Raw genomic sequence first — 12,783 nt, forward strand, 5'->3', positions numbered from 1 at the left:
GTATGAATCTAACAGAAGCTTTACGCCTAATGAAAGAAAAAGGATACAAACATACTGGAAAAAGAGAAGAGATGCTCAGATTATTTGCAGCACATAATCGTTATTTAACTGCGAAAGACGTTTTAGAGCATATGAAGGACGATTATCCAGGGCTTAGTTTTGATACGATTTATCGTAACTTAACAGTTTTTGCTGAGATTGGTGTTTTAGAACAAACGGAATTAAATGGTGAAAAACATTTTCGTTTTACTTGTTCTATTATGGAACATCATCATCATTTTATTTGTTTGGATTGTGGGGGAACGAAAGAGATTACTTCCTGCCCAATGGATTTTATGAATAAAGATTTTACCGGTTATGAAGTAACGGGTCATAAGTTTGAAATATATGGTCGTTGTCCAAAATGTGCAAAGTAAAAGCTCGTCGGTTATATAACTGACGAGCTTTTTTACGTAGAAAAGAAGGTTGCTCACAAATATTGTGGCAACCTTCTTTTTATTGTTCTTGTGTCTCTTTTTCTTTTTCTCGTTCAGCAGCCATTTCAGCAGCAATTACGTCAATTTCTTTTTTCAGTTCTTCTACCATTGTTTCTTCTGGCACTTTACGAACGACTTGCCCTTTACGGAATAATAATCCCTCTCCACGTGCACCGGCAATACCGATATCAGCTTCACGAGCTTCACCAGGGCCATTTACAGCGCAACCAAGTACTGCAACTTTAATTGGTACTTGAAGTGTAGAGATGTATTCTTCCACTTCGTTAGCAATGCTAATTAAATCGATTTCAATACGACCACAAGTTGGACAAGAGATAAGTGTTGCTGCATTAGACGCAAGACCGAATGATTTTAATAATTCGCGAGCAACTTTTACCTCTTCAACTGGATCAGCACTTAATGAAATACGTAGTGTATTTCCGATGCCTTTATTTAAGATTGCTCCAAGACCAGCAGCACTTTTTACAGTTCCGGCAAACAATGTTCCAGATTCTGTAATACCTAAATGTAATGGATAATCAAAAGCACGAGCAGCTTTCTCGTATGCTTCGATTGCTAAGTTAACATCAGAGGCTTTCATAGATACGATAATATCGTGGAAATCTAAGTCCTCTAAAATTTTAATATGATGTAGCGCGCTCTCAACCATACCATCTGCAGTTGGGTACCCGTACTTTTCTAAAATGTGTCGCTCTAATGAACCAGCGTTTACACCGATACGGATTGGAATACCGCGCTCTTTTGCTGCATTTACAACAGCTTCTACTTTATGGCGACGACCAATATTACCTGGATTGATACGTACTTTATCGATGCCACCTTCAATTGCTTTTAAAGCAAGGCGATAATCAAAATGAATATCAGCAACAAGTGGAATGTTGATTTGTTTTTTTATATCAGCAATAGCATCTGCTGCGCGTTCATCTGGAACGGCAACGCGGACGACTTGACAGCCGGCTTCTTCTAAACGCTTGATTTCAGCAACTGTTGCTTCAACATCATGTGTTTTTGTTGTTGTCATACTTTGTATAATTAATTCATTATTACCGCCGATTGTTAAATTACCGACTTTAACTGGACGTGTTTTTGTACGATGAGTCATTTCATTCACGAATAGATCGCTCTCCTTATAAAAGAAGTTTCTTATTTAGTCCCTCATATCAATGATAGTATACGTGATATAGGGCTATAGAAACCGAAGTACTCGGTTTCACTTTTACTATTGTATCAGCGCCTTTATGTAATTGACAAGGATTAAGTGATAGCTTATTGATATAACGGGAATTTATAAGACTTTCCAATTTGTATTTTTGTAGCAGATGTACTTTTGTTTAATTGTTTAAAGTCGTCAATGACTTTTTCTATGGAAGGAATTTTTTTCTTGTTAATTTGTTCTGTAATAGAAAGAACTGTCTCACCAGTTTTTACTTCAATTGTTTTATAAGATACATCCGTTTCTTTTTCTGTTTTGTTCGCTTTATTTTGTTGACTGTCTGTGTTTTCTTTTTTAATTGTTTGAGCAGCAGTTGTTTTTTTATATGAACTTAACATCGGTAAAGTACCGATTTTTATATCGTAATAAAATATATAACCGAGAACAAGCACGAATAGGAATATACCTAATCTCTTCATATTCTTCACTCCTTTGCTAGGAATATATGCTTGTCCAAAAAAAAAATGCCTATTTAGGCATTTTTTTTCGTTCTTATTTTTCTTTCGGTTTTGGAACTTCTTTAATTGTTAAGTACAGAACAATTAAAACAACTGCGATATAGATGAATGTTGATCCAGGTACGACAATCTTGCATGCATCCATAATCATAAAGAAGATTGTTGGAATTGTGTAGCTGTATGCAGTTAGTGTCCAAACTTGTTTATAGGATAGTTTACGTTGACCGCTCATAGCAGAACCGATGAACGCAAGTAAAGTCACGCCTACAAAAGTTATGAATAATTGGAATAGGTACACTAAGAATCCAATAACAAATAATAAAATTGGATAAATATTATCGAATAAAGAAATAAATTCTTGTAGATCTTTTTTCTCAAGAGATGCACCTAACAAATCGTTATAAGAATACGTTTGTGTTTGACCATTTCCCATAGAGACTACTTTATCTTTTAAAACAAATAAACCTGTTTTATTTTGATATTTTTCTAGGTCTGTTGAATTTGGATCAAATACGAAAAGTGTATTTCCTTCTTCTTTTTCAATAGGTTGATCAATATCAGCTTTTAGTTCGCCATTTTCGATTTTAAAATCAGGTAAATCTTTATCGATGACTTGATTTACCATGCCAACACCATCCTGGATAAAACTACCGTACAAAAAAGTTCTTGGAATAGTAGTAATTAAGCAAAGTAGCATAATATACAAAATGGTTTTACCGATTTTTTGAAAACGGAATAGCGCCATATCTTTAGGCGAGTATATGCTTTTTACGAATTGGGTAAATATGGACATAGATTCACTTCCTTTATGTATGTATAAAATCATTGTAACGTAGGAATCTAGAGAATCTCAAGATATATTATATTTACATATAGTGGAGATAACTAAATTTCTTTTATTAACTTTCTTCTTTTAAATAAGAAAAATACAATTGACACTTTTCTTTTCTATATGGTAAATTTATCTTACATTTCTTAAAGAGCATATCCGATAGGAATTCCTTTATTTGATATGTTGTTACATACATAATTGTGGACCCTTAGCTCAGCTGGTTAGAGCAGACGGCTCATAACCGTCCGGTCGTAGGTTCGAGTCCTACAGGGTCCATATCCATTTCGCATGTTTATTATGTTAGCAGGAAGCTTCCTTGTAGAAGGAAGCTTTTTTTACGGAATATATGAGCATTTTAATTGAAAAGAAGTGGGAATTTTGCTACTTTAATGATAGCAAGACAATGTGATTTATTTGTTTGCACCCTATGGCAATTAGGGTAGAATGAAGTTGTATGTCACTTAAGTGGCAATACATAAACTGGGAGGAATATAACAATGGCAAAACACGAATTACCAAATTTACCTTATGCGTATGATGCTTTAGAGCCTCACTTTGACAAAGAAACAATGAACATCCATCATACAAAACATCACAACACGTACATTACAAACTTAAACGCTGCTTTAGAAGGTCATGCAGAATTAGCTGACAAAAGCGTAGAAGAATTAGTTGCAAACTTAAACGAAGTACCAGAAGCAATCCGTACAGCAGTACGTAACAATGGTGGCGGACATGCTAACCATACATTCTTCTGGACAATCCTATCTCCAAACGGCGGAGGACAACCTGTAGGTGAACTTGCAACTGCAATTGAAGCAAAATTCGGTAGCTTCGATGCATTCAAAGAAGAATTCGCAAAAGCTGGCGCAACTCGCTTCGGTTCTGGTTGGGCTTGGTTAGTAGTAAACAATGGTGAGTTAGAAGTAACAAGCACTCCAAACCAAGATTCTCCTTTAACTGAAGGTAAAACTCCAGTTATCGGTTTAGATGTTTGGGAGCATGCTTACTACTTAAACTACCAAAACCGTCGTCCAGACTACATCGGCGCATTCTGGAACGTTGTAGATTGGAACGCTGCTGAAAAACGTTACCAAGAAGCAAAATAATCGTAATAATATAGAAAAAGCTAGGGGAGAGCTCCTAGCTTTTTTCTATGCTTTCCTTTTACATAATTGGGCTTGTCTTTGGAAGACTAGAACATGAAGTAAAGGAGAGTTGTGTATGAAATGGAAACATATAATTGGTGACGTTGAAGTGAATCGGGATTTAGTGTTATTGCTCCTTATAGGAGGTTTATACACGCTCGCAATTTCTTTATCGAATACGTTTGTAAATATTTATTTATGGAAACAAACACAAAATTATGTGAATCTTGGCTTGTATAATTTAGCCAGCGTGGTATTACAGCCTCTCACATTTCTTGTAGGGGGAAAATTAGCGAAACGTATCGATCGTTCGATTTTATTACGAATAGGAGTAGGGACGCTCGCAATTTTTTTTATTGTTGTCTTAGTAGCAGGGAAAAGTGCTTCTCAGTATATTTTATTAATGGGGGCTCTTTTAGGAGTAGGATACGGTTTTTACTGGTTGGCTTTTAACTTATTGACATTTGAAATTACAGAACCAGAAACAAGAGATTTCTTTAATGGGTTTCTTGGACTTCTTACATCCTTCTCTGGAATGATTGGACCGATAGCAGCAGGATACACAATTTCACGTATGGAGAAATGGAGTGGCTATACTGTTATATTCTTTCTTTCATTAGTTCTATTTGCAATTGCTGTCGTCTTAAGCTTCTTTTTATCTAAAAGAGAATGTGAAGGGCGTTATGAAATCGTGCAAGTATTGAAAGAACGACGGATTGATAAAAATTGGGGAAAGATTACACGAGCTCATTTTTTCCAAGGATTGAGAGAAGGAACGTTTATTTTTGTCATTTCAGTATATGTTTATTTAGCAACTAATAGTGAGTTTGCATTAGGGAAATACAGTTTAGTGAACTCTGCTGTATCCTTTGTATGTTATTACTTAGTTGCTCGTATGTTAAAGAAGGAGTGGCGAAAAAAAGCAATTTTACTTGGAGGCATTATTTTATATGCTGTCGTCTTTTTAGTTATTTTCAATGTTACATACACGAAATTACTTATTTATGCGGCATGTATTGCAATTGCATATCCTATTTTACTTGTTCCGTACGGATCAATGACATATGACGTAATTGGTAGAGCGAAAAATGCGAGAGAATGGCGTGTGGAATATGTCGTTGTTCGGGAGCTGTGGTTAAACGCCGGAAGAATCTGTTCCATTTTAAGTTTTTTATGTGCTGTACTATTCTTTCCACCTGAAAAAAGTTTACCTTACTTATTATGTATTTTAGGTGCTGGACATTTTCTTATTTATTTTGCAGTTAAAAATGTCAAATATGATGAGAGAAATGCGAGTAAAGCAAGTGTTGTAACGCAAGGGAACGCGCAAAACCAAACTGAACCAGAAGGTTAACTTCTCGTTTGTTTTATGCTAGAATAGAAAAAGATGTAAGACAGCAGTGAGGACACCTGTATGAAGGTGTCCCTTTCACATTACATAGCTGTTGGTAGAGGGGGTTTGTATGAGCAAGAAACAGAAGCAAAATAAGAAAAAGACCCACGTTCCTTTTCGGTTAAACGTGCTGTTTTTCTGCGTGTTTTTAATGTTCTCCGCGGTTATTGTAAGGCTCGGATATGTACAAATTGTTCGTGGTGAAGAATATAAGAATGAAGTGGAGAAGAAAGAAAACTCAACGATAAGTAATCCTGTACCGCGTGGGAAAATATTTGACCGTTATGGGCGAGCTGTAGTAGATAATGTAGCCATTCGTACTATTACATTTACAAAAATGAAAGGATCAACTGCAGAAGATCGCTTAGAAACAGCGAAAAAGCTAGCAGATTTGATTGAAGTACCGACAGATAAATTAACGGATCGCGATAAAAAGGATTATTGGCTTGCTATGCATAAAGAGGAAGCTAAAGAAAAAATTACGAATAAAGATCGTCAAGAGTTTAAAGATAAAAAAATTGATGATAAAGAATTAGACGAGCGCCAGCGAAGTCGTGTAACAGAAGAAGAGGTTAATCAATTATCCGCAAAAGATCTAGAAATACTAGCGATTAAGAGTAAGATGGATGGCGGATATGCAATGACACCTCAAGTTATTAAAAAGGATGCTACAGAAAAGGAATATTCGATTATTAGTGAAAACTTAGCAGCATTACCAGGTGTAGATACGAATGTTGATTGGGATCGAAAATATACGTACGATGATTTATTCCGAAGTGTACTTGGTGGGGTGTCGACATCTGATGAAGGTTTACCTAGAGAAAGACTAGATTACTATCTTGTTCGTGATTATAATCGAAATGACCGAGTAGGAAAAAGTTATCTTGAGCAACAGTATGAAGATAGCCTACACGGTACGAAAGCAGAAGTTAGAAATGTTACAGATAAAAACGGTAATATTTTAGAAACGATTAATGTATCAAAAGGACAAAGTGGTAATGACCTGAACTTAACAATTGATATGGAATTACAAAAGCGCGTGGAAGATATTCTTGCGAAGAATTTAATGAGGTTTAAAGGAAGCGAACCTCTTTTAGATCGCGCATTCGTTGTAATGATGAACCCAAAAAATGGCGAAGTTTTATCTATGGCGGGGAAACAATTAGTTAACGAAGATGGTCAAACGAAAGTAAATGACTTTGCATTAGGTACCATGACAAGTTCTTATCCGATGGGATCAACTGTAAAAGGTGCAACAGTACTTACTGGATATCAAACTGGTGCGATTCAACCAGGATCGGTGCAATTGGATGAACCAATTAAATTAAAAGGTACACCTACGAAGTCGTCTTGGAAAACGATGGGATACATTAATGACCTTACAGCTTTAAAAATGTCTTCTAACGTTTATATGTTTAAAACAGCGATGAATATCGCCGGTGTTCAGTATGTGAGAGGTGGTACGTTAGATATACCTCAAAAAGCATTTGATACGATGCGTTATTATTTCGGACAGTTTGGACTTGGTGTAAAAACAGGAATTGATTTACCGAATGAATCTGCTGGTCAGATGGGTAGAAGTAGTCAACCAGGTTTCTTACTAGATTTATCAATTGGACAGTATGATACGTATACACCGCTTCAATTAGCGCAATATATTTCGACGATTGCCAATGGCGGATATCGTATGCAACCACAAGTTGTAAAAGAAATTCGTCAACCGGCAGTGAAACCGGATGAAGTTGGGAAAGTTGTTCAATCTATGGAACCGAAAGTATTAAATCGTGTTGATATGCCAGAATCGCAAATTAAACGTGTTCAAGAAGGATTTAGACAAGTTTATAATGATTCAGGTGGTACAGCTACAAAATACTTTACAGGTGCAAAATATAAAGCGGCAGGGAAGACAGGTACCGCGCAAACTGTGTATGGCGGAGATAAAGAGATTGGTAGAAAGGCAAACGGTGAACGTGTGGAAACATATAACTTAACATTAGTAGGTTATGCGCCACTTGAAGATCCAGAAGTAGCATTCTCTGTTGTCGTTCCGTGGGTACATGATGATAAGACTGGTATTAATGGATATATTGGTCGTGAAATTATGGACGCTTACTTTGATTTGAAAAACAAAGAAGTAAATGGTGAAGCTCCAAAAGATGATAAAGACAATAAAAATAAAGAGCAAGATGATGAATAAAAAAGTTGTAAAAAAGCACACTATCTGAAAAGATAGTGTGCTTTTTTTTATGGTTTATGCATATCGTGTAATAAATGTGGACAAGTATACAACATTGAAAAAAACGCGGCCGTATAAATGATACTTGTATATGGTGGGATAGGGGATAAATATTTTATAGGGAAATCTTCAGAGGAAATGAATAGCTACTACTGAATTAAAATTGTACCGTATGTTGATTTATGTGGAACTTTACAAAACTTTTACAAACAATTAAAACCGAATTAATAGTTTAGCAGTATTCTTATATCTGTAATCCTGTTATTTCCGGTTACTTCTAGGAGGAAGAACACGTGAAATGGATGCGTACACCGATTAAAGTTTTCGTATTATCAATATGGTTCCTCTGTTTTGAAATGTCTACTGCATTTGCTTTAAATGATACGGGAGAAGTGAGAGTTGATGGATCCTCAACGGTTTTTCCTATTATAGAAGCAGTAGCGGAGGAATATACAAAGGTGCATCCAGACGTGAAAATTTCCATCAGTATTTCTGGAACTGGGGGAGGATTTAATCGTTTCAGTAAAGGAGAAGTAGATATAAATAATGCTTCGAGAGTAATGAAACAAGTCGAGAAAAATGAAATGAAGAAAAACTCTATTCAGTTCACACCTTTTGAGGTTGCTAACGACGGTCTTACGATTGTTGTGAATCGCCATAATACATGGGTAGACGATATGTCAGTAGACGAGTTACGACTACTTTGGAGTGAAGATGGAAGAGAGAAGCGATGGTCACAAATTCATTCAACATGGCCACGTGAACAAGTGAAGTTTTATGCACCAGGCGTAGACTCTGGTACGTATGATTATTTTCAAAATGTCATCTTACAAAATCATCGCATTGTAAAAAAAGTCTCTTTGTCTGAAGATGATCAAGTTATTATGCAAGGGGTAATGAATGATAAACATGCCATTGCTTTTGTAGGATATGCTTATTATATGGCTAATCGAGATAAGGTGAAAGCAATAAAAGTAAATGGTGTATTTCCGACGAAAGAGACCATTCAATCAGGTAAGTATAAGCCGTTATCTAGGCCGCTACTTACTTATGTGAATAATGCATCTATCCGAAATAAAATGAATGTAGCAAACTATGTTGAGTTTATGATTCAGCATGTCGGTAACCTCGCTGAAGAGGTCGGGTATGTAAAATTAAAAAAAGAAAAATACAATGAACAGCTGCGTATGTTAACAGAAATAAAAAGGTAATGTCAGGGTGGAAAGGGGTTTTCATCTTTGGCTCATAATGACAAAAGTCAAATTACATTTTCTGTACAACATTTGATTGAAAGAAATACAAAACAAAGAAAAAAAACGCAGCGAATCAATCGAATAGTACCTTTATTACTAAAAATAATTGCTAGTGTTTCTATTGTGACGACACTTGGCATTGTTTTTACGCTCTCTAATGAAACAATCATGTTTTTTCAAAAAATATCATTATACTCCTTTTTGACGGAGAAAGAATGGTTACCATTTTTTGAAGACCCTAAATTCGGTATATTACCACTTATATGTGGAACGTTCCTTGTAACAGCAATTGCTATGTTTGTAGCAATTCCTATCGGTTTAGCGTGTGCCGTATTTTTAAGCGAATATGCTTCAAATAGTGCACGGAAAATATTAAAGCCGATGTTAGAGCTATTAGCAGGTATCCCGACAATTGTATATGGTTTTTTTGCATTAACAGTTGTTACACCGCTTTTACAAAGGATTATACCAGATTTACAGTTTTTTAATGCGATTAGTCCAGGAATCGTTATCGGATTTATGATGATGCCTACAATTGCATCTCTATCTGAAGATGCGATGAGAGCTGTGGCGAAAGGGACGAAAGAAGCTTCATTAGCACTCGGAGCGACGCGGTTTGAAATGGTAAAACAAGTGGTGTTTCCGTCCGCTTTTACAGGGATTATGGCAGCAATTATATTAGCAGCTTCTCGTGCGATTGGTGAAACGATGATTGTTGTAATTGCAGCAGGATCCACACCAAATGTATCGCTTGATCCGACACATTCTATTCAAACGTTAACAGCCTATATTGTGCAAGTAAGTTTAGGTGATGCTCCGCATGGAACGATTACGTATTACAGCATGTATGCTGTAGGCGCAACGTTATTTTTGTTTACCTTTATTATGAACATCATTTCGCAGTCAATTATGCGCCGTTTTAGGAGGATGACATAATATGCGAATGTTGAATCATAAAAAAATACAAAAAAATATGGCATCACGCTTTTTAAAAGATCGAATTTACAAATTGTTATTTTATATAGCAATTTTATTTTCAATCGTAATTTTGTTTTTGTTACTGTTTCAAATTGTTGAAAAAGGTATAAGTTATCTTTCAATAGATTTCTTTACAAATTTCGCTTCACGTAATCCGAAAGAAGCTGGTATTGCTGCAGCTTTGTCAGGGACAATATTATTTATGAGTATTGTTATACCTGTTTCTTTTATATTTGGAGTTGGAACAGCACTTTATTTAGAGCAATATGCGAAGGAATCTCTATTTAAAAAAATAATAGAGATTAATAATCAAACGTTAGCAGGAGTACCATCTGTTGTATTTGGATTGCTTGGTTTAACTATTTTTGTATATGCTCTTCATTTAGGAGAGAGTATAGTTGCAGCAGCATTGACGATGAGTCTACTCGTTTTACCAACAGTTGTTGTGGCGAGTCAAGAAGCAATTCGATCAGTACCAAGTGTTTTATTAGAGGGTTCTTACGGATTAGGTGCTACGAAGTGGCAAACGATGTATCAAATTGTATTGCCATATGCTTTCCCAGGGATTATAACGGGCTGTACGTTAGCGATATCAAGAGCAATTGGAGAGGCTGCACCACTATTAGTTATTGGGGCACTTGCGTTTGCAAATTATGTTCCATTTAGTATGTTTGATAGATTTACAGTTCTACCAATTCAAATTTTTAATTGGATGAGTAGGCCACAAGAAGAATTTCAGTATGTAGCAGCAGCTGGGATGATTGTTTTGTTAGGTTTGTTGCTATTTATCAATATATTTGTTTTATGGTTACGAAATCGAAAATAAGTTGGAAGTGGATGAAAGGGGAATTCAAATGGTAGCAACAGTAGTAAATGTACAGGTGAAAAACGAAGAGAAAATCGAGACTGCGCCAAAGAAGGTAGTATTTGATACGAAAAACTTAAATTTATGGTACGGGGAAGACCATGCTTTAAAAGATATTAATTTAAGTATTCATGAGAATGAAGTTACAGCCATTATCGGTCCAAGTGGCTGTGGTAAATCAACTTACTTAAAAACATTAAATCGCATGGTAGAGTTAGTACCGATCGTTCGAACTACAGGTGTAATTGAGTATAGAGAACGCAATATATTTGATAAATCATATCCAGTTGAAGAATTAAGAACGCATGTAGGAATGGTGTTCCAAAAGCCAAATCCATTTCCAAAATCTATTTATGAGAATGTAACATACGGTCCAAAAATCCATGGTATTCGTGACAAAAAGACATTAGATGAAATTGTTGAAAAAAGTTTACGTGGAGCAGCGATTTGGGATGAGTTAAAAGATCGTTTGCACGATAATGCATACGGTTTATCTGGTGGACAGCAACAGCGTCTATGCATCGCACGCTGCTTAGCTATTGAGCCAGACGTTATTTTAATGGATGAGCCAACATCGGCATTAGACCCAATTTCAACATTAAAAGTAGAAGAATTGATTCAAGAGCTAAAGAAAGATTTTAGTATTGTTATCGTAACGCATAATATGCAACAAGCAGCGCGTATTTCAGACAAAACAGCTTTCTTCTTAAGCGGGGAAGTTGTGGAGTATACAGATACAAACAAATTATTTACGACTCCTTCAGATAAGCGTACAGAAGATTATATTACAGGTCGCTTTGGTTGATATCGTTTCAAAGCTAAGAGCAAATGCCCTCTTAACAGAGGGCATTTCTTATTTTATCTTACTGTTAATAAAGAAGTAATACTTCTCCTTATCTTAAGGTTTATTACAAGCGTAAGAGGCTATGTAGGAGATTTACCCCGCTATTTGCGGGCAGTAAGACCCCCACCTTAAAATTTAGCGAATGCAAAGAAGTTAGGGAGGGGATCTTGCTGCCTATCAAATCCCGATTGATGAGGGTTGATTAAAGTTTCACTTTTATATAATGGCACATAATATTGAGGGGGAAGAAAAATGGTAAGAGAACAGTTTCAAGGTGATTTAAAAGCGTTACAGCAAAAGGTGATTGAGCTTGGAGAATTAGCAAATGCGGCTTTATTGATTGCTATGGAAGGTCTGCATACAAGGGATGTAGAGAAAGCGTTAGAGGTCATTGATGGTGATTACCGCATGGATAATTTAGAAGAGGAAATAAACGATCTTGCGCTTATGCTCATTACGAAGCAGCAACCTGTAGCAAGTGACTTAAGAAGGATTTTTATTTCAATTAAAACAGCGACAGATTTAGAGCGCATTGCAGATCATGCTGTTAATATTGCAAAGGCTACAATTCGTCTTGGGGAAAAAGAAGTGGCTGTTAGTTTGCACAACCTAGATGAAATGTTTGCGGTTGCAAATGAGATGTTGCATTTAGCGTTAGAAGCATATGAACAAGAAAATTTAACTTTTGCGAAACAAATTGCTGAAATGGATGATTCCGTTGATGAAATATATGGAAAAGCAATTCGTGAGTTTATATCTTCAGTTCCGGAACAACCAGAAGCAATTACGCAAATTACACAATTATCATTTGTCGCGAGATATATTGAGCGTGTAGCAGATCATATTACAAATATTGCTGAAAATGTCTTTTATTTGGTAAAAGGAAAGCATTATTTATTGAATGAGTAGGAAAAAAAGCAGGTGATGAGAAATCACCTGCTTTTTTTAGTCAAAACATGACAAAAAAAGCTCGTTGTTTCCTTTAGTTTATGATGATAAGATGTATCATAATGTAATGGAAAAATTAGTATATATGTTTGTTGTTAATAAGTATTATTTACCAATT

Annotated in this window: 12 protein-coding genes and 1 tRNA gene; 10 read left to right on the plus strand and 3 right to left on the minus strand. The window is 35.7% G+C overall.

Annotated features, from left to right (window positions below):
* Window positions 1-2 precede the first annotated feature (2 nt).
* On the plus strand, window positions 3-416 hold the full coding sequence (locus tag ACTFRU_RS14820) for a Fur family transcriptional regulator (RefSeq protein WP_001054516.1): 414 nt from the start codon (window positions 3-5) through the stop codon (window positions 414-416).
* Between the two features lie 79 nt (window positions 417-495).
* On the opposite strand, the gene ispG is transcribed toward ACTFRU_RS14820, so the two are convergent.
* The 3 genes from ispG to yqgB form a co-directional block, all read right to left on the minus strand.
* Complete coding sequence (gene ispG / locus ACTFRU_RS14825) at window positions 496-1,599, minus strand: flavodoxin-dependent (E)-4-hydroxy-3-methylbut-2-enyl-diphosphate synthase (RefSeq protein WP_153577907.1); 1,104 nt, start codon at window positions 1,597-1,599, stop codon at window positions 496-498.
* 164 nt (window positions 1,600-1,763) lie between these two features.
* The gene (yqfZ, locus tag ACTFRU_RS14830) at window positions 1,764-2,129 is read right to left on the minus strand and encodes a protein YqfZ (protein ID WP_000825414.1); all 366 of its coding nucleotides are present in this window, start codon (window positions 2,127-2,129) and stop codon (window positions 1,764-1,766) included.
* Window positions 2,130-2,202: 73 nt separating this feature from the next.
* A complete protein-coding gene (gene yqgB, locus ACTFRU_RS14835) occupies window positions 2,203-2,961 on the minus strand; it encodes a protein YqgB (protein WP_000021897.1) in 759 nt (252 codons plus the stop codon).
* 241 nt (window positions 2,962-3,202) lie between these two features.
* Here yqgB and ACTFRU_RS14840 point away from each other — a divergent pair.
* The 9 genes from ACTFRU_RS14840 (at window position 3,203) to phoU (ending at window position 12,626) form a co-directional block, all read left to right on the plus strand.
* A tRNA-Ile gene (locus ACTFRU_RS14840) sits at window positions 3,203-3,276 on the plus strand.
* 221 nt (window positions 3,277-3,497) lie between these two features.
* Entirely contained in the window at window positions 3,498-4,109 is a 612-nt protein-coding gene (sodA, locus tag ACTFRU_RS14845; protein ID WP_001052031.1) for a superoxide dismutase [Mn], read from the plus strand.
* A 115-nt stretch (window positions 4,110-4,224) separates the two neighbouring features.
* Window positions 4,225-5,502 carry an MFS transporter gene (locus tag ACTFRU_RS14850; RefSeq protein WP_006927033.1) on the plus strand — a complete coding sequence of 426 codons (1,278 nt, stop codon included), beginning with the start codon at window positions 4,225-4,227 and terminating at the stop codon, window positions 5,500-5,502.
* 109 nt (window positions 5,503-5,611) lie between these two features.
* The gene (locus ACTFRU_RS14855) at window positions 5,612-7,738 is read left to right on the plus strand and encodes a peptidoglycan D,D-transpeptidase FtsI family protein (protein WP_000038977.1); all 2,127 of its coding nucleotides are present in this window, start codon (window positions 5,612-5,614) and stop codon (window positions 7,736-7,738) included.
* A 332-nt stretch (window positions 7,739-8,070) separates the two neighbouring features.
* On the plus strand, window positions 8,071-8,988 hold the full coding sequence (locus tag ACTFRU_RS14860) for a PstS family phosphate ABC transporter substrate-binding protein (RefSeq protein WP_006927031.1): 918 nt from the start codon (window positions 8,071-8,073) through the stop codon (window positions 8,986-8,988).
* 27 nt (window positions 8,989-9,015) lie between these two features.
* The gene (pstC, locus tag ACTFRU_RS14865) at window positions 9,016-9,966 is read left to right on the plus strand and encodes a phosphate ABC transporter permease subunit PstC (protein WP_000940918.1); all 951 of its coding nucleotides are present in this window, start codon (window positions 9,016-9,018) and stop codon (window positions 9,964-9,966) included.
* A 1-nt stretch (window position 9,967) separates the two neighbouring features.
* A complete protein-coding gene (gene pstA, locus ACTFRU_RS14870; RefSeq protein ID WP_001242557.1) occupies window positions 9,968-10,834 on the plus strand; it encodes a phosphate ABC transporter permease PstA in 867 nt (288 codons plus the stop codon).
* 28 nt (window positions 10,835-10,862) lie between these two features.
* On the plus strand, window positions 10,863-11,678 hold the full coding sequence (gene pstB / locus ACTFRU_RS14875; protein WP_000226686.1) for a phosphate ABC transporter ATP-binding protein: 816 nt from the start codon (window positions 10,863-10,865) through the stop codon (window positions 11,676-11,678).
* A 291-nt stretch (window positions 11,679-11,969) separates the two neighbouring features.
* Window positions 11,970-12,626, plus strand: a complete 657-nt coding sequence (phoU, locus tag ACTFRU_RS14880; RefSeq protein WP_000251240.1) for a phosphate signaling complex protein PhoU — start codon at window positions 11,970-11,972, stop codon at window positions 12,624-12,626.
* The last annotated feature ends 157 nt before the right edge of the window (window positions 12,627-12,783 follow it).

This window comes from Bacillus cereus group sp. MYBK220-1 (genome assembly GCF_051916445.1).
Classification (GTDB): domain Bacteria; phylum Bacillota; class Bacilli; order Bacillales; family Bacillaceae_G; genus Bacillus_A; species Bacillus_A cereus.